At 67.9% G+C, this 24,987-nt stretch carries 24 protein-coding genes and 1 riboswitch; of the genes, 10 read left to right on the plus strand and 14 right to left on the minus strand.

The annotated features are described in order from the left end of the window. Positions 1-7 precede the first annotated feature (7 nt). Positions 8-178 (plus strand): hypothetical protein, encoded by a 171-nt coding sequence (locus QN347_RS04230; RefSeq protein ID WP_322161603.1) that lies wholly within the window; start codon positions 8-10, stop codon positions 176-178. Positions 179-183: 5 nt separating this feature from the next. Next, a riboswitch (ZMP/ZTP riboswitch) is annotated at positions 184-263 on the plus strand. Positions 264-279: 16 nt separating this feature from the next. Beyond that, positions 280-765, plus strand: a complete 486-nt coding sequence (locus QN347_RS04235; protein WP_322161605.1) for a protein tyrosine phosphatase family protein — start codon at positions 280-282, stop codon at positions 763-765. 95 nt (positions 766-860) lie between these two features. On the opposite strand, the gene QN347_RS04240 is transcribed toward QN347_RS04235, so the two are convergent. From QN347_RS04240 to QN347_RS04270, 7 genes are all read right to left on the minus strand, one after another. Further along, the gene (locus tag QN347_RS04240; protein ID WP_322161608.1) at positions 861-2,279 is read right to left on the minus strand and encodes an ammonium transporter; all 1,419 of its coding nucleotides are present in this window, start codon (positions 2,277-2,279) and stop codon (positions 861-863) included. 74 nt (positions 2,280-2,353) lie between these two features. Then, entirely contained in the window at positions 2,354-2,692 is a 339-nt protein-coding gene (locus QN347_RS04245; RefSeq protein WP_140850681.1) for a P-II family nitrogen regulator, read from the minus strand. A gap of 146 nt (positions 2,693-2,838) precedes the next feature. Beyond that, positions 2,839-3,042 (minus strand): putative signal transducing protein, encoded by a 204-nt coding sequence (locus tag QN347_RS04250; RefSeq protein ID WP_322161611.1) that lies wholly within the window; start codon positions 3,040-3,042, stop codon positions 2,839-2,841. Then, positions 3,039-3,617, minus strand: coding sequence for a pyridoxamine 5'-phosphate oxidase family protein (locus tag QN347_RS04255; RefSeq protein WP_322161612.1), 579 nt, complete (start codon positions 3,615-3,617; stop codon positions 3,039-3,041). Before QN347_RS04255 ends, QN347_RS04250 begins: the two co-directional genes overlap by 4 nt. Before the next feature lie 18 nt (positions 3,618-3,635). Next, positions 3,636-4,583, minus strand: a complete 948-nt coding sequence (locus tag QN347_RS04260; protein WP_322161614.1) for a DUF5996 family protein — start codon at positions 4,581-4,583, stop codon at positions 3,636-3,638. A 97-nt stretch (positions 4,584-4,680) separates the two neighbouring features. Continuing rightward, complete coding sequence (gene tldD, locus QN347_RS04265) at positions 4,681-6,111, minus strand: metalloprotease TldD (RefSeq protein ID WP_322161615.1); 1,431 nt, start codon at positions 6,109-6,111, stop codon at positions 4,681-4,683. A gap of 18 nt (positions 6,112-6,129) precedes the next feature. Further along, positions 6,130-6,363, minus strand: coding sequence for a zinc-finger domain-containing protein (locus tag QN347_RS04270; RefSeq protein ID WP_133191320.1), 234 nt, complete (start codon positions 6,361-6,363; stop codon positions 6,130-6,132). 227 nt (positions 6,364-6,590) lie between these two features. On the opposite strand from QN347_RS04270, the gene QN347_RS04275 reads away from it, so the two are divergent. From QN347_RS04275 to QN347_RS04295, 5 genes are all read left to right on the plus strand, one after another. After that, positions 6,591-7,517: an ABC transporter ATP-binding protein gene (locus QN347_RS04275; protein ID WP_322161616.1), complete on the plus strand. Its 927-nt coding sequence runs from the start codon at positions 6,591-6,593 to the stop codon at positions 7,515-7,517. Positions 7,518-7,614: 97 nt separating this feature from the next. Continuing rightward, positions 7,615-9,216 (plus strand): L-aspartate oxidase, encoded by a 1,602-nt coding sequence (gene nadB, locus QN347_RS04280; RefSeq protein WP_133191322.1) that lies wholly within the window; start codon positions 7,615-7,617, stop codon positions 9,214-9,216. A gap of 150 nt (positions 9,217-9,366) precedes the next feature. Then, positions 9,367-10,464: a serine hydrolase gene (locus QN347_RS04285; RefSeq protein WP_229839386.1), complete on the plus strand. Its 1,098-nt coding sequence runs from the start codon at positions 9,367-9,369 to the stop codon at positions 10,462-10,464. A 70-nt stretch (positions 10,465-10,534) separates the two neighbouring features. Further along, entirely contained in the window at positions 10,535-13,291 is a 2,757-nt protein-coding gene (polA, locus tag QN347_RS04290) for a DNA polymerase I (RefSeq protein WP_322161619.1), read from the plus strand. Beyond that, the gene (locus QN347_RS04295; RefSeq protein WP_416194479.1) at positions 13,288-14,850 is read left to right on the plus strand and encodes a lipopolysaccharide biosynthesis protein; all 1,563 of its coding nucleotides are present in this window, start codon (positions 13,288-13,290) and stop codon (positions 14,848-14,850) included. The genes polA and QN347_RS04295 overlap by 4 nt, the downstream gene beginning before the upstream one ends. Here QN347_RS04295 and purH read toward each other — a convergent pair. The 4 genes from purH to QN347_RS04315 form a co-directional block, all read right to left on the minus strand. Then, entirely contained in the window at positions 14,822-16,387 is a 1,566-nt protein-coding gene (purH, locus tag QN347_RS04300; protein WP_322161620.1) for a bifunctional phosphoribosylaminoimidazolecarboxamide formyltransferase/IMP cyclohydrolase, read from the minus strand. The two genes, QN347_RS04295 and purH, sit on opposite strands and share 29 nt — an antisense overlap. Before the next feature lie 69 nt (positions 16,388-16,456). After that, positions 16,457-18,169: a heparinase II/III family protein gene (locus QN347_RS04305; protein ID WP_322161622.1), complete on the minus strand. Its 1,713-nt coding sequence runs from the start codon at positions 18,167-18,169 to the stop codon at positions 16,457-16,459. Between the two features lie 49 nt (positions 18,170-18,218). Continuing rightward, positions 18,219-18,881, minus strand: coding sequence for a ribulose-phosphate 3-epimerase (gene rpe / locus QN347_RS04310; protein WP_133191327.1), 663 nt, complete (start codon positions 18,879-18,881; stop codon positions 18,219-18,221). Positions 18,882-18,926: 45 nt separating this feature from the next. Then, positions 18,927-20,201 carry an RsmB/NOP family class I SAM-dependent RNA methyltransferase gene (locus QN347_RS04315; protein WP_322161625.1) on the minus strand — a complete coding sequence of 425 codons (1,275 nt, stop codon included), beginning with the start codon at positions 20,199-20,201 and terminating at the stop codon, positions 18,927-18,929. 95 nt (positions 20,202-20,296) lie between these two features. Here QN347_RS04315 and QN347_RS04320 point away from each other — a divergent pair, with 95 nt between their 5' ends. After that, positions 20,297-20,476 carry a DUF1674 domain-containing protein gene (locus QN347_RS04320; RefSeq protein ID WP_322161626.1) on the plus strand — a complete coding sequence of 60 codons (180 nt, stop codon included), beginning with the start codon at positions 20,297-20,299 and terminating at the stop codon, positions 20,474-20,476. Between the two features lie 112 nt (positions 20,477-20,588). Here QN347_RS04320 and QN347_RS04325 read toward each other — a convergent pair whose 3' ends face one another. Genes QN347_RS04325 through tsaD form a run of 3 tightly spaced genes read right to left on the minus strand, consistent with a single transcriptional unit; the run spans position 20,589 to position 23,130 of the window. Next, on the minus strand, positions 20,589-21,131 hold the full coding sequence (locus QN347_RS04325) for a DUF1697 domain-containing protein (protein WP_322164156.1): 543 nt from the start codon (positions 21,129-21,131) through the stop codon (positions 20,589-20,591). Further along, positions 21,131-22,102: an NAD(P)H-dependent glycerol-3-phosphate dehydrogenase gene (locus QN347_RS04330; protein ID WP_322161628.1), complete on the minus strand. Its 972-nt coding sequence runs from the start codon at positions 22,100-22,102 to the stop codon at positions 21,131-21,133. Before QN347_RS04330 ends, QN347_RS04325 begins: the two co-directional genes overlap by 1 nt. Beyond that, complete coding sequence (tsaD, locus tag QN347_RS04335) at positions 22,099-23,130, minus strand: tRNA (adenosine(37)-N6)-threonylcarbamoyltransferase complex transferase subunit TsaD (RefSeq protein WP_322161630.1); 1,032 nt, start codon at positions 23,128-23,130, stop codon at positions 22,099-22,101. The genes QN347_RS04330 and tsaD overlap by 4 nt, the downstream gene beginning before the upstream one ends. A gap of 81 nt (positions 23,131-23,211) precedes the next feature. Between tsaD and hemC the strand changes: the two genes are divergently transcribed. Together hemC and QN347_RS04345 are read left to right on the plus strand one after the other, a co-directional pair. Then, complete coding sequence (gene hemC / locus QN347_RS04340) at positions 23,212-24,132, plus strand: hydroxymethylbilane synthase (protein WP_322161632.1); 921 nt, start codon at positions 23,212-23,214, stop codon at positions 24,130-24,132. Beyond that, entirely contained in the window at positions 24,129-24,815 is a 687-nt protein-coding gene (locus tag QN347_RS04345) for a uroporphyrinogen-III synthase (RefSeq protein WP_322161634.1), read from the plus strand. The genes hemC and QN347_RS04345 overlap by 4 nt, the downstream gene beginning before the upstream one ends. Positions 24,816-24,987: the final 172 nt, after the last annotated feature.

The raw sequence follows: 24,987 nt of genomic DNA on the forward strand, positions 1-24,987 counted from the left end.
GGGCGGCATGGACCGCAAGGATTGGACTCGGATCGGGCTGGCGGCGGCAGTGGTGCTGGTGCCGGGCGGCTTTCTGCTCGGCGCCGCCCTCGCCGCGCAGCGGTTGCGGGAGAAGACGCGCGGCACGGACGCCGGCACGCCCGACGAGCAGCTTGAGGACAATGCCCCGCGCGACTAGGATAGCCGCGTTCGCGTGACTGGCGAAGCAGGTGGCGCACCACCAGGGAGCGCGAATGCGGCCGCCGCTCGCCTGGGCACCCTCGTTTGAAAGGCGCCCGCATGCACGATCCCGTCGATATTCCAAACTGGCATCGCCTCGACGATCAGCTGACGACGTCTGGCCAGCCGAGCGGCGAACAGTTCGCTGACATCGCGGCACTGGGCGTGCGCGATGTGATCAATCTCGCCTTGCACGAGCATCCGCGCGCCTTGCCCGACGAAGCGGCCACGGTCGCAGCGCTCGGCATGCGCTACAGCCACATCCCGGTCGCGTTCGATGCGCCGACCGACGCGGATTTCGAGCGCTTCTGGACGGTGATGGAGGAGATCGGCGATCGGCCGGTGCATATCCACTGCATCGTCAACGCGCGCGTTTCGGCCTTCCTGTATCGCTATCGGCGCGAACGGCTCGGTTGGGACGAGGCGCAGGCGCGCCCGGCGCTCGACGCGATCTGGCGCCCGGGCGGGGTATGGGCGCGCTTCATCGGCGACACCGCGAGCGAGCCGCTCGCGCACCGCATGCCCGCGGCGCCGCCGCAGACATAAAAAAGGGCCGGTGCGTTGCCGCACCGGCCTTAGGTTGTCCGCAGGAGGAACATCGTGAGGGGGGCGGATCGTTCGGGGCCCGCCCCCCAATCTGGTCAATAATTGTAGGCGCGCTCGCCATGTTCGGAGATGTCGAGGCCTTCGTGCTCGACTTCTTGCGAAGGGCGGATGCCGACGGTGTATTTGAGGATCAGGAAGAGCACGGCCGAGACGCCGCCCGACCAGACCAAGGTGATCGCGACCGCTTCGGCCTGCGTCCACAACTGTGTCGCCATGTCGTACACGCCGGGCTTGGCGACCGCGGCGGTGTAATCGACCCAACCCTGTCCGCCGAGCTTGGGATCGGCGACGATGCCGGTCGCAAGCGCGCCGAAGATGCCACCGACGCAATGCACGCCGAACACGTCGAGCGAGTCGTCATACTTGCCCCATGCCTTCACCGTGGTGACGAAGAAGAAGCAGAGCGGCGACACGAGCAGGCCGAGGATGATCGAGGTCATCGGCGAGGCGAAGCCCGAAGCCGGGGTGATCGCGACGAGGCCGGCAACCGCACCGGTCACCGCGCCGAGCAGCGACGGCTTGCCGTGCTTGACCTGGTCGATGATCGCCCACGACACGCCGGCTGCTGCCGTGGCGACGAAGGTGTTGATGAAGGCGAGCGCGGTCAGGCCGTTCGATTCGAGGTTCGAGCCGGCGTTGAAGCCGAACCAGCCGACCCACAGCAGGCTGGCGCCGATCATCGTCATGGTCAGCGAGTGCGGCGGCATCGGCTCCTTGCCGAAGCCCGCGCGCTTACCGATCACGAGGCAGCCGACGAGCCCGGCGATCCCGGCATTGATGTGCACCACGGTGCCACCAGCGAAGTCGAGCGCGCCCTTGCCGTAGAGGAAGCCGAAGTCGGTCGGCGCGTTGGGGAGGAAATCTGGGCCCGCCCAATACCACACCATGTGTGCGATCGGGAAATAGACGATCGTCATCCACGCCACCATGAACACCATCAACGGCGTGAACTTAACACGCTCGGCAAAAGCCCCGACGATCAGCGCGGGCGTGATGCATGCAAACGTCATCTGGAAGCAGACATAGGCATATTCGGGAATGTAGACGCCGTTCGAGAAGGTCGCCGCGAGCGAATTGGCGTCGACGCCCTTGAGGAACAGCTTGCCGAACCCGCCGACGAACTGTGAGCCGCCGGTGAAGGCCATCGAATAGCCCCAGCTGACCCACACCAAAGCCGCGATGCAGACGATCATGAAGACCTGCATCAGCACCGACAGCATGTTCTTGGTGCGGACGAGGCCGCCGTAAAACAGCGCGAGGCCGGGCACCGACATCATCAGCACGAGGACCGACGAGGTCAGCATCCAGGCGGTGTCGCCCTTGTTGACCATCGCCGCAGTCGGCACGAACGGCTTGGCGGCAGCTGCTACGGGCGCCTGCGCCCAAGCCGGGAGCGCGGTCAGCAGCGCTGCGCCGGCGAGCCCAGCAAGACCCAATTTGGTCGATCGATTCATTGCTACCCCCTTCAGACCGCTTGCGCGGGTACTATGGTTCGCGGCGCTCACAGCGTGCATGTCGTTCGCGGCGCTCACAGGGCCGTCTCGTCGGTTTCGCCGGTGCGGATGCGGACGGCCTGCCCGACATCGAGCACGAAGATCTTGCCGTCGCCGATCGCGCCGGTGTTGGCCGAGGCCTGGATCGCCTCGACGACCTTGCCAGCGAGGTCGGAGCCGCAGACGACCTCGATCTTGATCTTGGGGACCATGTTGGTGCTGTATTCGGCGCCGCGATAGATTTCGGTCTGGCCTTTCTGGCGCCCGAAACCCTTGACCTCGGTGACGGTCATTCCGGCAACGCCGATTTCGGTCAGCGCCTCGCGCACCTCGTCGAGCTTGAAAGGTTTGATGATGGCAATGACGAGCTTCACGCAAGAACCCCCCTGGTTATTGGTCCTGGGGGATATCTCGCAAAAGCCGTGCCAGACGTGAAACGACCGTCTGCCGCGGTACCGCCGCGCTAGGAGCGCTTACCGCATCGTAAATTTTTGTGCAGTTGCGAACCGCTGCCTAAGAATCAGGCAGATTCGGCAAGGATAGCCCGCGCCGCGTCGACATCGTCGTCATCCACCATCACGCGGACCGGAATGAAGAACTGGCTGCCATCGGCAATGCTGGCATTGGCGTCGAGCGCGAGCGCCATGATGCCTTCGGACTCGAGCCGTCCGACGACGATATAGGCTTCGTTGCGCGCGAACCGACCGACCTCGACCAGACTCATCGCCCGTTGGTCCCTTCGAGCGGATCGAAGGCGGGCAGGATCGTCTGGACGCGCACCGGCAAGCCATCGATGCTGTGGGTGCGCTTGGCGATCACGGCGAGGCGGGCGTCGGGGTCCTGCTGTGCGTGGAATTTGACGAGCGTGTCGCGTGGACGATCGAGCGTCATGCGCGGGACGCCCCAGCCGCAGCTGGTCTGGACGCTGTCGACTCGTATATCGAACACCTGCCGCGCGCCTGCGAGCGCGGGGAATTGACCTGCCAGATCGTCATAGCCCGGCTCGCCCGCGACAGTGAAGCTTCCCGTTCCATAGAGCCGCAGGATCAGCGCGGGATTATCGAACGCGCAGAACATGATCGTGATGCGGCCGTCGGCGACGAGATGCGCCTGTGTCTCGTTGCCCGATCCGCCGAGGTCGAGATAGGCGACGCGATTGGGGCCGAGCACGCGGAAGCTGTCCATGCCCTTGGGGCTGAGGTTGACCCGCGCCCCCGCGGCGGCGGTGGCGATAAAGAAGACGGGCTGCTTTGCGATGAAGGCGCGGTGCGCAGCGTCAATGGCCGAGAACATTTCCATGCCGCGCGTATAGCCCTTTCAGACGATGCGGGGAATCCGTGGGCGGCCGAGCGCGCATTCGAGCGCATCGCGATCCCAGTCGGCGAGATCGGCGGCGGCGGCGTAGGTCGATTGGCAGAATGCCAGCAAGGTCGCACTCGGGTCGGCGGCGCTGCGCACGACATCGTAATCGAGCAGGAACTCGCCGAGATCGGCGTTCCAGCTGGCTTCGGCGGGTTCGACAGGCGCCTGCGCATAGGCGGCGGGCGAGGGATAGGCATAGGCGTAGAACGCCGCATGTGGATAGGCGTCGCTGCCCGGCCAGAAGCCGACGCTGGCCTCCTCATGGCTATAGGCTTCGCACGTCACCGCATCGGGCAGGCCGGGAAAGCCCCCGGGATGGCGCGGTGCGGCACGGCCCGAGAAGCGCGTCGCGGCGAGATCGAAGCTGCCCCAGAAGAAATGGACGGGCGAGGCCTTGCCGAGGAAGCCGGTGCGGAACTCGCCGAACACGCGCCCGACTTGGATCAGCGCACGCCAGAAGGCGCGGACGGCGTCGGCATCGTACGGGCGTTCGGCGCTATCCTCGGCGAAGGGCGGGACGTCGGCCATTTCGCTGGGCACGCCGTCGAACTGCGCGGGAACGTCGAGCTCGGTGAGGCAGGTGGTCACGGTCTGGTGGAAATGCGCGATGCTGCCCGGCCCGATCCCGATCCCGCGGCTGCGCCCGTCGCTGGTCATGAAGACGAGCCGATCGTGGAGGAGGTCGAACTCGATCTCGAGGATCCGGTCGCCGAGCGGAATCGCCGAAGTCGTCAGCCCGCGCGCCGAGACGTAGAGCGGGACGTGCCAGCTATGGTTGAGCCACGGCGTCAACGCGAGCCGGACCTTGCCAATGATCTGCGTACGGAGTTGCAACCCAATTGCGGTCTCGCGCCAGGCGGTCCAGTCGAGTTCGGGCCAAGGGGAGATCGTTGCTTCGGTCATCCTGCTCTCCGTCGCCCCGGCGGAGGCCGGGGCCGCTGCGATATCGAACGATCCGCCCTCCAATGGAGCGGCCCCGGCCTGCGCCGGGGCGACGCCCCTACATCGCCGTCCCGCCCACCGTCAGCCCTGCTACCAGCAAGGTCGGCTGCCCGACGCCGGCTGGCACGCTTTGCCCGCCTTTGCCGCAGATGCCGACGCCCTCGTCGAGTGCGAAGTCGTTGCCGATGCCCTCGACGCGGGTGAGGCACGAGGGACCGTCGCCGATCAGCGTTGCGCCCTTGATCGGCGCGCCGATGCGGCCGTTCTCGATCTTGTATGCCTCAGTGCAGCTAAACACGAATTTTCCGGACACGATATCGACCTGTCCGCCGCCGAACGACTTGGCGAAGATGCCGTTCTTGACGCGGCTGAGCAGCTCGGCGGGATCATCCTTGCCGCCGCGCATGAAGGTGTTGGTCATCCGCGGCATCGGCGCGTGCGCGAACGATTCGCGGCGGCCGTTGCCGGTCGGCGCGACGCCCATCAGCCGGGCGTTGAGCCGGTCCTGGATATAGCCTTTGAGGATGCCGTCCTCGATCAGCACGTTTTCCTGCGTGGGCGTGCCCTCGTCGTCGATCGACAGCGAGCCACGTTTGTCGGCGATCGAGCCGTCGTCGACGACGGTGACGCCGGGTGCCGCGACGCGCTCGCCGATCCGGCCGGAGAAGGCGCTGGTGCCCTTGCGGTTGAAATCGCCCTCGAGCCCGTGGCCGATAGCCTCGTGGAGCAGAATGCCCGGCCAGCCCGGTCCGAGCAGCACGGTCATCTCGCCGGCGGGTGCGGCGACCGAGTCGAGATTGACGACGGCTTGCGCCAGCGCCTCGTCGATCGCGCGGTTCCAGGTTTCGGGGGCCATCAGCTCGTCATAGAGATAGCGGCCGCCGAGCCCGAAGGTCCCCGTCTCGCGCCGGCCGTTCTGTTCGACCACGATCGAGACGTTGAGCCGGACGAGCGGGCGCACGTCGGTGGCGATGAAACCGTCGGCGCGGACGATCTCGACGACGTTCCAGCTGCCCGACAGCGAGACCGAAACCTGTGCGACGCGCGGGTCGCGCGCACGAGCGGCGGCGTCGATCGTCTGGCAGAGGTTCACCTTGTCGGCGAAGGGGACGAGATCGAGCGGGTCGGATGCCGTATAGAGGTGGCGGTTGGTTGCGCGCGGCGGGCCGGCCTTGGGCGCGCTCGATGGATCAATCAGCGCCATCGTCTCGCTCGCACGCTTGATCGCGGCGGCGCTGAGTTCGTTGGCGTGCGCAAAGGCGGTCATCTCGCCCGACACGGCGCGCAGGCCAAAGCCCGAGTGGGTGTTGTAGCTTGCGGTCTTCAGCCGGCCGTCGTCAAAGCCGAACGCCTCGGACTTGCGATATTGCAGATAGAGCTCGCCATCGTCGGCCTTCCCGAGCGCGGCGGCGGTGAGCGCCTGCGCTTCGTCGGGCGAGAGCTGGCCGTCATGATACAGGAACGCGCGGGGGTCTGTCGGACTGGTCATCCGACGAATATAGGCAGGTTAGCGTCCTGCGCCATCCCCGTGATCGTGCAAAGTCGACGGATCGACGCCGTCGGCGGGCCCGCCGATCAGCACGAAGCGGCGGTCGCAATAGCCGCAATCGACATAGCCGCTCTCGTCGATCTCGAGGAAGACGCGCGGATGGCCGAGGCTTGCGCCGCCGGGAATGTCGGTCGCGCCGTCACAGATGTTGCGGGCATGCGTTACGCGCAGGATTTCGGGCGGTGCGATCATGGAGGCGCGTGTAGCAAGGTGGCAGAGGGCGAGCAACGGGCTTCTCCCCTTGCTCCGCTCGGTCTGCGCGCTTCTTTCTCCCCTCCCGCTTGCGGGAGGGGCTGGGGGAGGGCCTTGCCGCGAACGTGGCGTAGGGGTTCCAGGTCGGTCCCTCCCCTAACCCCTCCCGCAAGCGGGAGGGGGATTTTACGCTTTGCGCGCGGGCCGCGCGTGCCTAGAGCCGAATCATGACCGAGGCCGCCATCTCCATCGCGAACCTGTGCAAGACCTACAAGGGCGGCAAGCGCGCGCTCGACGACGTGTCGTTCGATGTGCCGCGTGGCCAGATCTTCGGGCTGCTCGGCCCCAATGGCGCGGGCAAGTCGACGCTGATCAACATCCTGGCTGGCCTCGTTAACAAGACCAGCGGCACCGCCACGATCTGGGGCTTCGACACCGACCAGCATCCGCGCAACGCCAAGGCGTCGATTGGGATCGTCAATCAGGAGATCCTGTTTGACCCGTTCTTCACGCCGATCGAGACGCTCGAGATCCAGGCGGGGCTGTACGGCGTTCCCAAGGCGAAGCGTCGCTCGATGGAATTGCTGCAGGCGGTGCATCTCGAGGACAAGGCCAATGCCTATGCCCGCACGCTGTCGGGCGGGATGAAGCGCCGCCTGATGGTCGCCAAAGCGATGGTCCACACGCCGCCCGTGCTGGTGCTCGACGAACCGACCGCAGGCGTCGACATCGAACTGCGCCAGCAGCTCTGGGCCTATGTCCGCCAGCTCAACGAGCAGGGCTTGACGGTGGTGCTGACGACGCATTATCTCGAGGAAGCCGAGCAGCTCTGCGACCGGATCGCGATCATCAACCACGGCAAGGTGATCGCCAACAAGCCGACGCGCGAGCTCGTCGGCATGGCGACCGAGAAGCTCGTCGAGGTGACGGTCGACCGTGACGTCGCGGTGCCGCCGAGCGCGGTCTGCTTCCAGAAGATCGAATTGAAGGGGACGCGGACGCTCGCGATTACCTACGCCAAGGACAAGGTGAATGCCGGCGAAGTGCTCGCCGCGGTGCAGGCCGATGGCTACGGGATTGTGGACGTATCGACGCGCGAGGCCGATCTCGAGGACGTGTTCCTCAACCTGACCCGGGCGTCGAACGCGGCGTGATCGTCGCCCCGGCGGAGGCCGGGGCCGCTGGCGTTTGCGCAAGACGCCAGCGACGCGCATCTAACAGAGCCGCCCCCGCCTCCGCCGGGGCGACGGTATGAGAGAGACGCGCGTGCCCGAAACCAAGACCTCCGACGTCCTCATCATCGGCTCCGGCGCCGCCGGCCTCACCGCCGCGCTCAATCTCGCCGATCGCTTCAAGGTCACCGTGCTCGCCAAGGGCGCGATGAACGAGGGGTCGACCGCCTGGGCGCAGGGCGGGATCGCCGCGGTGCTCGAGGAAGGCGATACCTTCGAAAGCCATATCGAGGACACGATGATCGCCGGCGCGGGGCTCAACGACCGCGCGACGGTCGAGTTCGTCGTGACGCAGGCGCCCGCGGCGATCGCGCGGCTCGAGGAACTCGGCGTTCCGTTCGCGACCGAGGGGAATGCGCTCCACCTCACCCGCGAGGGCGGGCATAGCCACCGCCGCATCGTCCACGTCGCCGATGCGACGGGCTGGGCGGTGCAGGAAGCGCTGCAGCGCGCCGCGACCGACCATCCCAACATCACGCTCGTCCCCGACATGGTCGCGATCGACCTCGCCACGGGCAAGCACGAGGAGCGCTATTCGGGCGCCGGCCATGTCTGGGGCGTCTACGCCGTCAACCGCGCGACCGGCCGCGTCGAGGTCTACACCGCGCGCGCGACGATCCTCGCGACCGGCGGCGCGGGCCGCACCTATCTCTTCTCGACCGCGCCACGCGGCGCGACCGGCGACGGCATCGCGATGGCGTGGCGCGCGGGCTGCCGCGTCTCGAACATGGAGATGATGCAGTTCCACCCGACTTGCCTCTACAATCTCGAGGTCAAGAACTTCCTGATCACCGAGGCGGTGCGCGGCGAGGGCGGGCATCTGCTGATCCCGGAGACCGGCTATCGCTTCATGCCCGATTTCGACCCGCGCCTCGAACTCGCGCCGCGCGACGTCGTGGCGCGTGCGATCGATCATGAGATCAAGCGGCTCGGGCTCGACTATGTCCATCTCGATATCAGCCACAAGGGCGAAGCGTTCATCCGCGAGCACTTCCCCAACATCTACGAAAAGCTGCTCGGCCTCGGCATCGACATGACCAAGGATCCGATCCCGGTGGTGCCGGCGCAACACTATACGTGTGGCGGCGTGGTGGTCGATCTCGACGGGCGCACCGACCTGCCCGGCCTCTATGCCGCGGGCGAGTGCAGCGAGAGCGGACTTCACGGCGCCAACCGCCTCGCCTCCAACTCGCTGCTCGAATGCTTCGTCTTCGGCGAGGCGTGCGCCAATCATATCGCCGAGCATTGGGACGAACTCCCCGCCCCGCCGCCGATCCGCGCATGGGACGAGAGCCGCGTCGAGGATTCGGACGAAGAGGTCGTCATCAAGCAGAACTGGACCGAGATCCGGCGCTTCATGTGGAACTATGTCGGGATCGTGCGCACGACCAAGCGGCTCGAGCGCGCGCAGCATCGCATCCGCATGCTGACCGATGAAGTGAACGACTATTACGGCCATTTCCGCGTGACGCCCGATCTGATCGAGCTGCGCAATCTGCTCCAGACCGCCGAACTGATTGTTCGTTCAGCTTTGCACCGCCATGAATCGCGGGGCCTGCACTACACGCTCGACTATCCCGACTTGCTGCCCGAGGCGGTCGACACCATCTTGGTTCCGTAAATCCACGGAATATACAGGTCCCACTGCGATATCGTCTTGTCCCGCATGCCCGACGCTTCGTCGCAAGCGTGGGGGGCGGGTGATATCCCCACCACAATCTGGCCTTACCGCCATGATCGAACGTGGGTTTGAGTAGCGGGACGAAAGACGGTGTTGCGTATCCTTCCCTATCGATTTCCCAAGCCTGCCGCCGCGTTGCTCCTGACCGCCGCTGTGTGCGCGTGCGGACAGGACGCTAATGTCCATCTCGCGCGCGTCGTGCCGGCTGCGCCCGGGACGGTGGCGCTGACGGCCCCGCAGCCCGCCCCGCGGGCGGTTTCCGCGCCATCGGCGTTGGTCGCCAACGTCGCGATGCTCGCGCGGCAGTTCGACGGTCGCGTCGGGATCGCGGTGCGGAGCATCGAACGCGGCTGGTCGGTCGATACCGGCGGCGACCAGTTGCTGCCGCAGCAAAGCGTCAGCAAATTGTGGGTGGCGATGACGGTGCTCGACTATCGCGACCGCGGGCGGCTCCGGCTAACCGATCCGGTGACGCTGTACCGCGACGATATCACGCTGTTCCACCAGCCGATCGCCGCGCTGATCAAGGGCGATCAGGGCTATCCGACGACCGTCGGCGAATTGCTCCAGCGTGCGCTGACGATGAGCGACAACACCGCCAACGACCGGCTGCTGCGCTATGTCGGCGGGCCGAATGCGGTGCGCGACTTCATCCAGCGCAAGGGCCTGGGCGACATCCGCTTCGGCCCGGGCGAGCGTTTGCTGCAAAGCCAGACGGCGGGCCTGGTGTGGCAGCCGTCCTACGCGTTCGGCAATGGCTTTGCGCTCGCGCGCAACCGGCTGCCGCGCGCCGACCGGGTCGCCGCGTTCGAGCGCTATGTCGCCGATCCGCCCGATGGTGCCGCGCCGATGGCGATCGCCGGTGCGCTTGCAAGGTTGAAGCGCGGTGATCTGCTCTCGCCCGAATCAACGCGGTATCTGATCGGCACGATGGAATCGTCGCACACCGGCAAGCAGCGGATGCGCGGCGCGGTGCCGCCGGGGTGGAGCTTCGGCCACAAGACCGGCACGGGGCAGGATCTCGCCGGGCGGACCGCGGGCTATAACGATGTCGGCTTGCTGATGGCGCCCGACGGCAGCAGCTACGCGATCGCGATCATGATCGGCGACACGCCGCGCCCGATCCCGGCGCGCCAGGCGTTGATGCAGGCGGTGGTGGCGAGCGTCGTTGCGAACCATCGCGGCTAACCGCGCATAAGCGGCGAATGGCGTGACGCGGGGGCTTTGTGCTTCCCCAAGCTTGGGCTATCCCCGCCAAATGCCGCATCTCTATCTTGTCGATGGCTCGGGATACATTTTCCGCGCCTATCACCGCCTTCCCCCGCTCACCAACAAGCATGGCGAGCCGGTCGGCGCGGTCTATGGCTATACGACGATGCTGTGGAAGCTCGCCGACGAAGTCCATGCCGCCGACGGCCCGACGCATATGGCGGTGATTCTCGACAAATCGTCGAAGACCTTCCGCAACGAGCTGTACGACCAGTACAAGGCGCAGCGCCCGCCGCCGCCCGAGGATCTCGTCCCGCAATTCCCGATGATCCGCGATGCGACGCGCGCCTTCTCGCTGCCGTGCATCGAGACCGAGGGATTGGAGGCCGACGACATCATCGCCTGCTATTCGCGCGCCGCGCTCGCGCAGGGGTGGGAAGTGACGATCGTCTCGTCCGACAAGGATCTGATGCAGCTGATCGAGCCCGGGCTCGACATGTACGACACGATGAACAACCGGCGCCTTGGCGCCGAGCATGTCGCGGAGAAATTCCACGGCATCACCCCGGCGCAGCTCGGCGACGTGCTCGCGCTGATGGGCGACAGCGTCGATAACGTGCCGGGCGTTCCCGGCGTCGGCCCCAAGACCGCTGCCAAGCTGATCCTCGAGCATGGCGATCTCGAAGCGGTGCTCGCCGCCGCGCCGGGGATGAAGGCAGGCAAGCTGCGCGACAACCTCATCGAACATGCCGCGATGGCGCGGCTGTCGAAGGAGCTCGTCACGCTGAAATGCGACGTCGCGCTGCCAGAGCCGCTCGAGGATCTCGAGCTCAAGGGCATTCCCGACGCCCCTTTGCGCGCTTTCTTGGAACATCACGGCTTCCGCTCGCTGCTCGCCAAGCTGTCGGCGGTCGCCGATGCGCCGGTACCCGCGCCGAAGTCGGTGCCGACCGAGCAGGACCCGCCGTGCGACCATGACGGCTATGAGACCGTGGTCGACGAAGCCGCACTCGACAGCTGGATCGCCGCGGCGCGCCACCAGGGCTGGATCGCGATCGATACCGAGACGACCGGGATCGACGCGACCCGCGCCGAGCTGGTCGGGGTGAGCATGGCGCTCCAGCCCAACAAGGCATGCTACATTCCGCTCGCGCATGGCGGATCGGGGCTGTTTGCCGAAACCCCGGTGCAGCTCGACCGCGATGTCGCGCTCGCCAAGCTCAAGCCGCTGTTCGAGGACCCCGCGGTGCTCAAGATCGGGCATAACCTCAAATACGACATGATCGTGCTCGGACGCCTCGGCGTTGGGGTTGCGCCGCATGACGACACGATCCTGATGAGCTTCGACCTCGATGCCGGCCTGCATGGTCACAGCATGGACGAGCTCGCCGCGACGCATCTCTCGCACAGCTGCATTGCTTTCAAGGACGTCGTCGGCGTCGGCAAGTCGCAGCGCAGCTTCAATGAAGTCGATCTCGATGCGGCGACACGCTACGCCGCCGAGGATGCCGACGTCACGTTGCGGTTGTGGCGGCGCTTCAAGCCGCGGCTCGTCGCCGAGAGCGCGACGCGCGTCTACGAAATGGTCGACCGCCCGCTCGCGCCCGTTATCGCGCAGATGGAGATGCACGGCATCAAGGTCGATCGCGAAAAGCTCAGCAGCCTGTCGAACGATTTCGCGCAGCAGATCGGCGCGCTCGAAGTCGAGATCCATGCGCTCGCCGGCGGCGCCTTCACGATCGGCAGCCCCAAGCAATTGGGCGACGTGCTGTTCGAGCGGATGGGGATCAAGGGCGGGCGCAAGGGCAAGTCGGGCGTCTATTCGACCGACGTCACCGAGCTCGAGCGGATCGCTGCCGACAAGGATTCGCCCGGCAAGGACATCGCGACGAAGGTGCTCGAGTGGCGCCAGCTGTCGAAGCTCAAATCGACCTATACCGATGCGCTCCAGGCGCAGATCAATCCCGCGACCGGGCGTGTCCACACATCCTACTCACTCACCGGCGCGCAGACCGGGCGGTTGTCCTCGACCGACCCGAATTTGCAGAACATCCCGATACGCACCGAGATCGGCCGCCAGATCCGCGACGCGTTCGTCGCCGAGCCGGGCAACGTCCTGCTCGCCGCCGACTATTCGCAGATCGAATTGCGACTCGCCGCGCACATGGCCGACGTGCCTGCGCTAAAAGCCGCCTTCGCCAATGGCGACGACATCCACAGCCTCACCGCGATGGAGTTGTTCGGCGAGGTCAATCGCGACACGCGCGGGCGGGCGAAGACGATCAACTTCGCGATCCTCTACGGCATCAGCCGCTGGGGGCTGGCGGGGCGGCTCGATGTGACCGCCGACGAAGCGCAGGCGATGATCGATCGCTATTTCGAGCGCTTTCCGGGCATCCGTAACTATATCGCGGCGACCACCGAGTTCGTCCGCGAAACGGGCTACACCGCGACGCTGTTCGGGCGGAAAACGCACTTCCCGCGGATAAAGTCGAAGCTCCAGCACGAGCGGCAAGGCGCCGAGCGCGCGGCGATCAACGCGCCGATCCAAGGCACTTCGGCCGATATCATCAAGCGTGCGATGGTGCGGATGGGGCCCGCGCTCGAGGCCGCCGGGCTCGGGCATGTGCGGATGTTGCTGCAGGTGCACGACGAACTCGTGTTCGAATTGCCCGAGGGCGATGTCGCCGCGGCCAAGCCCGTGATCGAGCATGTCATGGCGAGCGCTGCCGAACCGGCAATCGTGCTCAGCGTGCCGCTCGGCATCGAGATCGGGACAGGCCTGAGCTGGGGCGCGGCGCATTGACGACGACGACTGGCTTCGAGCCGACGGCGAGCGGGCGAACTACCGAAGAGATCGATGCGCTCGCAAAGGGTGGGCGGACCAACATCATCGGTTTCGTGATGCGGCTCGTCGCGCGGCTGCCGTTCCTGTTCATCGCTGGGCGGCTCTACGGTCCCGACACGCTCGGCACCTTCGCGCGCGCGGTGCTGTTCGTCGAGGTTGCGGCGTTGCTCGCGACCTTCGGGTTGAAGCGCGGACTTGCGCTCGCGATTTCGGAGAGCGCGCGGCCGCACGTTCAAATCGTGTGGGATTGCCTCGTCGTCGCGGCGATTGCCTCGGGCTGCGCGAGCGGGATCCTGCTGCTGATGCCCGACGTGATGTTCCATGGCGGCAATCCCTCGGCGCTCGAGCGCTTCCTGCCGTGCATCATCGTCGCGAGCGCGTGGTCGGACATCATGCTCGCCGCGCTCGCCTATCGCCGCAACGTCCAGGCGACGGTCACCGCGCGCGCGGTGATCGAGCCGTGGACGATCTCGATCGCGGCGGGGCTGCTCTTTCCGATCGCGCCGCATGACGGGCTGGTGCTCGCCTACATGCTGTCGATGGCCGCCGCGCTCGTCGCGTCGATCGTACCGTTCCTGCGCAGCTATGGCCGCCCGACCGGCTGGCGGCTGCACCCTGGGCGCACCTTCGCGTTGATCCGCCGCAATGCGCCGCTCGCGGGTGCCGATGCGCTCGAATGGGGGACGCGCAATGTCGACCGCTCGATCCTGTTCCTGATGTTCGAGCCGCGAATCGTCGGCATCTACTGGATGGCGCAGCAAGTCGCCTCGATCCCGGGCAAGCTCAAGACGAGCTTCGACCCGATCCTCGGCCCCGTGATCACCTCGAGCCTCGCTCGCGGCGACACCGCGGGCGTCGCGAGCCAGGTCCGCCAGGTCGGGTTCTGGATCCTTGCCGCGCAGACGGGCTTGGCCTTGATGGGCTCGATCCCGGGCGAAGCGGTGATGGGGACCGTCGGCCCGCAATTCGTCGCAGGGACCGCGGCGCTCGCCTTCCTGTTGCTCGCCGAAGCCGCAGCCTCGACCGGGGCGGTGTGCGAATCGGCGCTCGTCTATATCGCGCGCGTGCAGAACGTCGCGATCTCGATCGGGATGTTGCTGTTCCAAGTCGTGCTCAGCTTCGCGCTGATCTTCGCAATGCAATGGATCGGCTGGCCGGTCGCGTATCAGGCGGCGGGGCCGGCGGTGGCGCTGTTCGTCTCGGTCGGGATCACGTCGATCATCAAATCGACCTATCTGTCGCGGCTGCTCGGCGCGGGCGTCGCCGGATGGCGTCTGCCGATGCTGTGGGCGGTGCTCGCGGCGGGGACGGTCGGGTTCGGCTTCACGCTGTTGCCGCACCGCTTCGAATGGGCCGAACTCGCAATCGGCGTCCCCGCGATCGCCGGGGTCTATCTGTTCGTGCTGTATCGCTGGGCAGCGCGGCCCGAGGATCGCGCGCTGTTCCGGCGCAAGGCGGGCGAGACGCCCGCCTTGCCCGTCCCCGGGCTCAGTGCCGGAAGTGGCGTACCCCGGTAAACACCATCGCGAGGCCAGCGGCATCGGCGGCGGCGATCACCTCGTCGTCGCGGATCGAGCCGCCGGGTTGGATCACCGCAGTGGCGCCTGCCTCGACCGCTGCGAGCAAGCCGTCGGCGAAGGGGAAGAAGGCATCCGAGGCGACTGCGGAACCGATCGTGCGCGGGGTCGGCCAGCCCGCCTTGTCGGCGGCGTCCTTCGCCTTCCATGCGGCGATGCGTGCCGATTCGAGGCGGTTCATCTGCCCCGCGCCGATCCCGGCGGTGCTGCCGTCCTTGGCATAGACGATCGCGTTCGACTTGACGTGCTTGGCGATCGTCCAAGCGAAGCGGCAGTCGATCAGTTCCTGCTCGGTCGGCGCGCGCTTGGTGACGACCTTCAGCTCGGGGTTGCTGGCATTGTCGCGCGTCTGGACGAGCCAGCCGCCCGTGATGGCCTTCGCCAGCAGGCCGGTGCGCGCCGGATCGGGAAGTTCGCCCGTCAGCAGTAGGCGCAAGTTCTTTTTGGCGGCGAAGATCGCCTGCGCTTCCTCGTCGGCATCGGGCGCGACGACGACTTCGGTGAAGATTCCCGCGATCGCGCGCGCCGTCGCACCGTCGAGCGGGCGGTTGAGCGCGATGATCCCGCCGAACGCCGAGACTGTGTCGCAGGCGAAGGCGGCCTCATACGCTTCGGCAAGCGACGCGCCGGTCGCGACGCCGCAAGGATTGGCGTGCTTGACGATGACGCAGGTCGGCGCGGCATCGCGAAATTCGCTGACGAGATCGAGCGCCGCGTCGGCGTCGTTGAGGTTGTTGTAGCTGAGCGCCTTGCCCTGCACTTGCCGCGCCTGGCCGATGCCGCGTGCGGCGGGACCGGACGCGGTGTAGAACGCCGCCGACTGATGCGGGTTCTCGCCATAGCGGAGTTCGGGGCCGCGCTTGAGCGTGATCGGCAGCGTTTCCGGGAAAGCCTCGCCCTGATCGACCGTGCCGAACCACGTCGCGATCGCGCCGTCATAGGCGGCAGTCGTGGCATAGGCCTTGGCGGCGAGCTTGCGGCGGTCGGCGAGCGTCGTGCTGCCGCCCGACACCAGCGCGTAGTCGGCCGGATCGGTGACGATCGCGACGAAGGCGTGGTTCTTCGCCGCCGAGCGCACCATCGACGGGCCGCCGATGTCGATATTCTCGATCACCTCGTCGCGCTCGGCACCCTTGGCGACGGTCGCTTCGAACGGGTAGAGATTGACGACGACGAGATCGATGGCGCCGATCCCGTGTTCCTCCATCGACGCGACATGCGCCGCATCGTCGCGCACCGCGAGCAAGCCGCCATGGACGTTGGGGTGAAGCGTTTTCACGCGACCGTCCATCATCTCCGGGAAACCCGTCAGCTCGCTGATGTCGCGGACGGCGAGCCCAGCATCGCGCAGCGCCTTGGCGGTGCCGCCGGTCGAGACCAGTTCGACGCCGTGGTCGGCCAGACCGCGTGCGAGATCGACGATGCCGGTCTTGTCGGAAACCGAGAGAAGCGCGCGGCGGATGGGGATATCGGTCATGGGGCAGGCTCCGGGGAACGTTCGCGCGTCCCCTGCCCGCTCGCCCCCCAAGATTCAACCTAGCATGGCTTAACCGGCGCGCTTGAACGCCCAGCTGACGTTCGCCCCGCCCGCGGGCGATTCGCCGGTGACGACGAGCTGCATCGTCGCGCGCGGACGCCCCTCGGCGTCGATCCACACGCTTTCCTCGACCGCCAGCGTCCCGCCGCGGCAGCGGAACTGCCACAGACCGCCGCCGGGCAGCCGCAGCAAAGCGGCAAGGCCATCGGCGGTCGGCGAGACCTGGATGCCGAGCCCGAGATGGAAGCGGATCGCAAAGCCCGTCGCAGTCAGCTTGCGGCGCTTGGTCGCGGGGAGCAGCATGTCCTCGCCGCGCAGTTCGGCGCCGTCGCGGGTCAGCGTCATCTGGCGGCGGTGGAGGAAGCCGAAGCGGCGCGCATAGCCGTCATGGCTTGCCTCGATCCGGCTGCCGGCATCGCTCTCCTGGCGCGCGAGCTCGACCTCGCCGACGCCGCGACCGAGCGTGCCGTCGGCATGGATCGCGGTCGAATTGCTGTCGCCGACGATCAGCGTCGAATGCGCCGCGGTGGTGCGCAAGCCCTCGGCGAGCGCGGGCGGAAGCTGGAAGACCCCGGTCCGCGCGCCGCCGCAATTGACGACGATGCGGTTGGCCCCGTCGGACAGTTCGAACGCCAGCGTCGAGGCGCAACCGCCCTCGACCAGCCGCGCGATCGGCGGCGGGGCGGCGTCGACGATCGCCACGACATTGCCTGCGGCGAGCCGCTGATAGCCCCAGTCGCGCGCCTGGCGCAGCGGGCGCGTGCGCACACCCGAGGCGGCGATGATCTGGTCGAGCGTATCGGCGCCGATCGGCCCGCCGCCCTGCCAACTGCTGACATCGCGGTCGCCGTGACAGATGCCGAGCAATGCCGGCATCAGCGACGCCAGTGCGCTTGCGATGCAGGCGGGGGCCTCGATCTGGCGCGCGGCATACACTTCGCGCAAGGCGGTGAGCAGCGTCACCATGTCGACTTGCGCCGATGGCGAGCGTGCGACATTGCCGCCATCCTCGAAGATCGACACCGCGAGCCCCTTGGCCAGCGCCGCCTCGACCGCGGCGCGGCGCGGATCGCCGCCGGCGATCAGCAAGCCCGCCGCGACGACGCCGCACAGTGCTGCGATGCGCGGCGCGCCAGGCGCGACCTTTTCGGCGCCGCGATCGATATGCCGTGCGCCGCGCGCGAGCGTGTTGAGCACGCTGCTGCGATAGACGAGATCGGCCGACGACAGGATCAGCGGGGCGTGCGCCGTCCAGAACAGGATCCGACGACCCCACAGATCGGCGCGCCACGCGGGTTCGCTGATCTTTTCGGCATGGACCGCGAGCCATTTGCGCATCAGCGCTTCGGCGATCGGCGTCGCCTGCGCGCGCGTCGCGACGGTCGAGAGATCGCGCAGCCAGGCGAAGCTGTGGAGATAGTCGCTGAAGGCGCGCGAAAAATCGGGCTTGGCGAGATCGAGCGCCGCGATCTCGCGGCTTTCGCCGCGGAAGGTCAGCGTGCCCTCGAGCAACGCCTTGCCGCGCTTGACGTCACCCAGGAAAGGGTCGTCGGGGACTGCGGTGAGCTTGAGCGGATGGCGGCCTTTCAGCCGCATGCCGTGGATCGGCGTGCTCCAGGTCAGCCGGTGGAAGCGCTCCGAGAGGCGTTCGGCGAGCGACAATCCCTTGTCTCCTCCCAGCCGGACGAGCCGCTTGCCCTCGTCGATGCTGTCGCGCAGCATGTCCTCATCCGTCGCTGCCGGCGAGTCGAGCGGGGGCAGGTCGCGGCTCCTAACCACGCAAGGCCGCGATGTTGGCGGCGTACGCGTCGGGTCCGCCGCGGAAGGTCGCGGTGCCCGCGACCAGCGCATCGGCCCCGGCGGCGATCGCGCGTGGCGCGGTGGCGTGGTCGATCCCGCCATCGACTTCGAGATCGACGCTGTACCCACCCTTGTCGATCATCTTGCGGATCGCCTCGATCTTGCGCAGCGAGCTTTCGATGAACGCCTGCCCGCCGAAACCGGGATTGACGCTCATCACCAGCACCAGATCGACTTCCTCGAGCAGATAGTCGAGCGCCTTGGCGGGCGTCTGCGGCGTGAGCACGACGCCTGCGCGCTTGCCGAGCTGGCGGATGTGCTGGAGGCTGCGATGCGTGTGCGGTCCGGCCTCGACATGGATGCTGATCGTGTCGGCGCCGGCCTCGGCGAACGCCTCGAGATAGGCGTCGACCGGCGCGATCATCAAATGGACGTCGAGCGGCTTGGTCGTATGCGGGCGGATCGCCTTCACCACGCCCGGCCCGATCGAGATGTTGGGGACGAAATGCCCGTCCATCACGTCGACGTGGATCCAGTCGGCGCCGGCGAGATCGATCGCGCGGACCTCCTCGCCAAGCTTGGCAAAATCGGCGGAGAGGATCGACGGGGCGATGCGGACGGGAAGCTGGCTCATGGTCGTTTAGCCTCTAGCATGGTCGCAGGCGTGGGCAAGCAACGCTTAACCCTGTCGGCGCAGGCGCGCGATGAAGAAGCCGTCATTGCCACCAGGATCGATCATCCCGGGCAAGGTCCGCACCCAGCCGCCGGGAGTGGGGACGATTCCCGCCGGCAGTTCGTCCTGCGTCACGGGGACGATGCTGTAGTCGGGGCGGGCGGCGAGGAATTTGGTGAGCTGCGCCTCGCCCTCGGCGGGTTCGAGCGAGCAGGTCGCGAAGACGAGCGTTCCGCCCGGCCTGACCCAATCGGCGGCGCGCGCGAGCAGTTTCGCCTGCAGCGCGGCCAGCTCGGCGATCTGCGACGGGCGCACGCGGTGGAGCACGTCGGGGTGACGGCGGAAGATGCCCGTCGCGCTGCACGGCGCATCGAGCAGCACCGCATCGACGGGTGCCGGCGGCGACCACAGCAGCAGGTCGGCGGTGATCACCGTCGCCGCTAGGTGCGTCCGCTCGAGATTCTCGTGAAGTCGCGCAAGACGACTTTCCGACGAATCGATCGCGGTGACGCTCCAGCCGGCGCTCGCAAGCTGCATCGTCTTGCCGCCCGGCGCGGCGCACAGGTCGAGCACGCTGCCCGGCCCCTTGCCTAGCAGGCGGGCGGGGAGCGAGGCGGCGATATCCTGCACCCACCAGCTGCCCTCCTCGAAGCCCGGCAGCTCGGGAACATGCGCCGAAGGCAAGCGGACATGCCCCGACAGCAGCGAGACCCCGCCGAGCGTTTCGGCCATCGCGTCGGTCGTCGCTGGGTCGGCGAGCGTCAGGTCGAGCGGCGGCGGCGCGGCCATCGCGCGCTCGGCGGCTTCGATGCCGTCGTCGCCCCAGGCGGCGTGCCAGCGGATCGCGACCGGATCGGGCAAGGTCGGCTGTTCGGGCAATTGATCGCCGCCGCGCATCAGCGTGCCGAACACGCCGTGGACGAGTTTGCGTGGACCGCCGTCCACCAGCGGCAGCACGGTCGAGATCGCGGCATGCGGCGGCGTGCCGAGCGACAGCGCCTGCACCAAAGCGATGCGCAGCGCAAAACGCGCCTTGGCGTCATCGGGCAACCGCGTCTTGGTCGCCGAGTCGATCAGCGCATCGAGATCGGGCAGGCGGCGCAGCACTTCGGCCGCGATCGCATGCGCGAGTGCGCGGTCGTCGCTGCGCTCGATCCCGGCGGTCGCGCGGCCGATCGCGGCTTCGAGCGGGAGACCCTGGCGCAAGACGGCGTCGAGCAAGCGGAGCGCTGCACGGCGTGCGGGGACGCCGGGCGGATCGACCGGTTCGGGTTTCGGCATGTAGCGACGTGGCGGCGGAAGGGTCAAAAGCTTGAACTCTGTCTAAAGGCCGCCGATGTAGCGGGGGCGCACCTGTCGTGCATCAAGGACACTCCATGGCCGTTCGCCCGCCGCATGTGAAGCCACCCGCCTATCTCAGCAAGAGTCCGCCGGTGCCCGAACCCGATTCCGTCCCGCTCGCGCCGAAGGGGCAAAGTGTGAAAGGCGACCCCGAGGGGCTCGACCCGACGCGTTATGGCGATTGGGAAATGAAGGGCATCGCGATCGATTTCTGAGCGGGGCGATCGCCCACTCCGTTCGTCATCCCCGCGAAAGCGGGGATCCCGCTGCCTGTTCCCCGCTGAGGAGAAGAAGCGGGACCCTCGCTTTCGCGAGGGTGACGGGGCGCTAGACGTGCGGGTGCTCCAACAACGCCGCCAGCTTGACGACGGTGTTCCAATTCCGCGCGGTTGCGAGCTTGGGAAATTTGAGCTTCGCCATCGCCTGCGGGAGCTTCGACGCGCCGATCCCGTCGATATAATCGACATAGAGCTCGCGGCCCTGCGGTACGAGAGCCTCGCGGCCAGCGTAAACTGCACGCAGCGCATCGGGCAGATCGGTCGGCATCGAGTCGCGGTGAAACAGCACCACGACATGATTCGGTCGCGTGAGCGTCGCTTCTGGAAACGGATTGGCAGCGATGACCGCCTGCAAATCGGCGGCGCTGCGCACGATCACGTCAGTCTCGAGGCCATAAGCGGCCAACGCCGTCTCGAGTCTCGCCTCGACCTTGGCGCCGTCGGTCTCGTCGCACGCGAACACGACATTGCCCGAGGCGAGCAGCGTTGCCACCTCGCGATAGCCCAGCGCTTCGACCAGCGCCTTCAAATCGGCCATCGGCAGCTTGCGCCCGTTGAGGTTGACCCCCTTGAGCAACGCCGCCCAGCGCATCACTCGCGCGTCAGCGGGCGTGCAAGCAGCGCCCCGATCACCGCCTGGACCTCGGCCCCGTCGAGCAAGGCGCACACCGCCTCGACCACCGGCATGTCGACGCCTGCCTCGGCTGCCGCCTCGCGCAGCACCGGTGCGGTGAAGGCGCCCTCGGCGACGGTCAGCCGATCGGACAGCAGGTCGACGGCACGCTTGCCCTGCCCCAGCCCAAGCCCAAGCGAGAAATTGCGCGATGCCGTCGACGAGCAGGTCAGCACGAGATCGCCGAGCCCCGATAGCCCGCTCAGCGTCTCGATCCGCGCGCCGCGCGCGACGCCGAAGCGCGTCATCTCGGCGAAACCGCGCGCGATCAGCGCGGCGCGCGCATTCTGCCCGAGCCCCGCACCCTCGACCACGCCGCACGCGATCGCGAGCACGTTCTTGACCGCTCCGCCGATCTCCGCACCGATGACGTCATCCGACGCATAGGGGCGGAAATTCGGTCCGGCGAGACGATCGGCGAGCGCCGCGCCGATCGCCGGATCGGCGCATGCAAGCGTCACCGCGGTCGGAAGACCGGCGGCAACCTCATGCGCGAAGGTCGGGCCCGACAGCACCGCGATCGGGGCTGCGGGGTGCAGCGCCCGCGCGACTTCGCCGACGAGCAGCCGCGTGCCGGCCTCGATCCCCTTGGCGCAGAGCACCAATGGCGTTTTGCCGACGGGGGTTTCGGTCAGCACCGCGCGGACATGTTGTGCCGGCACGACGACCAGCAGCGCGTCGCAGTCGGCAAGATCGGCCAGCGCCGAGGTCGCGCGGATCGACGGCGACAGTGCGACCCCGGCGAGGAAGCGCGTATTCTCGTGCGCTTCGTTGACTGCGTCGACGACTTCAGGCTCGCGCGCCCATAGCGTGACCGGAGCGCCGCCGCGCGCTGCGACTTGCGCCAGCGCAGTGCCCCACGCTCCGCCGCCGATGACCCCGATCTTCATGCCTTCACCCCCGCCCCACGCACAGCCTCTGCGCCCGGATCGAGCGGCCAGCGCGGACGTGGCGCGATGTCGAGCGGATCGGTGAGACCGGCGGCGAAGCGCTCCGCACCCGCCCAGCCGATCATCGCGGCATTGTCGGTGCACAGCCACAAGGGCGGCGCGACGAAGCGCAGGCCGTGGTCGCTCGCGAGCCCGCTCAGCGCGCTGCGCACCGCGGTGTTGGCGGCAACCCCGCCCGCGACCACCAAGGCGGTCGCACCACCGGCGTGGTCGAGCGCGCGGATCGTACGGTCGAGCAGGCAATCGACCACCGCCGCCTGGAACGAAGCGGCGATGTCGTCGACCTCCCAGGTCTTGGCGTCATGCGCGCGCACCACCGCGCTTTTCAGCCCGGCAAAAGAGAAATGCGGCTCGGCCGAGCCCTTCATCGGCCGCGGCAACGGCACGATCGGGCGACCACGCGCGGCGGCGGCTTCGACTGCGGGCCCGCCGGGGAAGCCGAGCCCGAGCACCTTGGCGGTCTTGTCGAATGCCTCGCCCGCGGCGTCATCGATCGTCGTGGCGAGCCGACGATAGCGCGCGACGCCCTCGACGAGCAGCAACTGGCAATGCCCGCCCGAGACGAGCAGCAGCAGATAGGGAAAATCGAGATCGGGATCCGACAGCCGCGGCGAGAGCGCATGGCCCTCGAGATGGTTGACCGCGATCAGCGGCTTGCCCGCGGCGTGCGCGAGCGCCTTGCCGGTGACGAGCCCGACCATCACGCCACCGATCAGCCCCGGCCCGGCGGTCGCCGCGATCGCATCGACTTGGTCGAGCGTGACGCCAGCATCGGCGAGCGCGGCCTCCACCAAGGGCGCGAGCACTTCGACATGCGCGCGCGCCGCGATTTCGGGGACGACGCCGCCAAACGGGCGATGCGCGGCCTCCTGCCCGGCAAGCCGGTGCGCGAGGACGCGGCGGTCGGAGGTGACGAGCGAAGCCGCGGTTTCGTCGCAGCTCGATTCAAGGCCGAGGATCAATGCCATGTCCTCGCCTGTAGCGGCTTGGAGGCGGCTTGTCGAAGCCGGGACGCTTCGCCACAGTGGCACAAAAAGGGAGGGACTTTCTTGACGCATCCCCAGCTCAAACTCGGCACGCGCGGATCGCCGCTCGCGCTCGTCCAGGCCAATATGGTGCGCGACGCGCTGTGCACCGCGCACGGCTGGCAGATCGACGCGATCGAGATCGTCCCGATCAAGACCACCGGCGACCGCGTCCAGGACGTCGCGCTCGCCGAGATCGGCGGCAAGGCCTTGTGGACCAAGGAGCTCGACCGCGCGCTGCTGTCGGGCGCGATCGACTTCGCGGTGCATTCGATGAAGGACGTCGAGACGGTACGGCCGAGCGCGATCGCGATCGCCGCGATGCTGCCGCGCGCCGACGTGCGCGACCGGCTGATCGGCGCGCCGAGTATCGCGGCACTGCGCCACGGTGCGGTGATCGGGACGAGCTCGCCGCGTCGCGTCGCGCAATTGAAGCGGCTGCGACCCGATTTCGAGACCGTCCTCTTCCGCGGCAATGTCGACACGCGCCTCGCCAAGGTCGCCGCGGGCGAGGTCGATGCCTCGATGCTCGCGGCCGCAGGGCTCGATCGGCTCGGGCGTCCGGGCGTCGGGGTCGGAATCGAGACTGACGTCATGCTTCCCGCACCCGCGCAAGGCGCTGTCGGGATCGAGGCACGCGCCGACGACAGCCGGATGCGCGACTGGCTCGGTGCGATCGACCATGCGGCGACGCATCTGTGCGTGCTGGTCGAACGCGGCTTGCTCGCGGCGTTGCAGGCCGACTGCCATTCGCCGGTCGCAGCACTCGCGACGCTCGATGGCGACAGCATCGTGCTGCGCGCCGAATTGTTTGCCGAGGATGGCAGCGCGCATGTGAGCGGCGAGATGCGTGGCGCGATCGGCGACGGGACGTTTGCCGATCGGCTTGCCGCCGATTTGCTCGCGCGGGCGCCCGAGGCGGTACGGCGTTTGTTCGCGGCGTGACGCGCGTGCTCGCGGTGTTGCGCCCCGAGCCGGGCAATGCCGCGACCTGCGCGCGCGCCGCCGAGGCTGGATTCGCGACACTGTCGTTGCCGCTGTTCGCGGTGGAGGCACTCGACTGGGACGTCCCCGATCCCGCGCAGCACGACGCGCTGATCCTGACCAGCGCCAACGCCTTGCGCTATGGCGGCGCCGGGATTGCTGCGCTGACCGGCCTGCCGGTGCTCGCGGTCGGCCCGCATACCGCGGCTGCGGCGTGCGCCGCGGGGTTTGACGTCATGGCCATCGGCAGCGGCGACGGCGCGCAGATCGCGTCGGTCGCGCACGCGCATGGCATCCGCCGGGCCTTGCATCTGACCGGACGCGACCGGACGCTCGCTGCAGGCGGCGCGATCGCATGCGTGCTGCCGGTCTATCAAAGCGTCGCAGTGCCCGTAGCGCCCGACGCGCTCGGCGCGCTCGACGGGACGATCGCCTTGCTCCACTCGGCGCGCGCCGCGCGCCGGCTCGAGACGCTGGTGACTGCGGCCGGGCTCGAGCGCTCGCACATCGCCATCGCCGCTTTCAGCGCAGCGATTGCCGCGACGCTCGGCGCGGGCTGGGGCGGCGTGGTGGCCGCCGCGACGCCCGACGATGCGGCACTGTTTGCCGCTACGCTCGCTTTGCCGAGGGCGACGGGCGATTGACCGCCCGCGCCGACGCCCCGATAAGGCGATGATGGACGAACCCGCCCTCCCCGTCCCCGATCCCGCTTTGCCCGGATCGCCCAGCCGTGATTCGGCTTTCTCCGACCGACCCGCACCGCGCTTGCTGCCGCCGCTTTCCGCGCCGCCCCCCCCCTGTCTCTTATACACATCT

Origin of the sequence: Sphingomonas sp. 10B4, assembly GCF_035019905.1 — a bacterium.
GTDB classification, from domain to species: domain Bacteria; phylum Pseudomonadota; class Alphaproteobacteria; order Sphingomonadales; family Sphingomonadaceae; genus Sphingomonas; species Sphingomonas glacialis.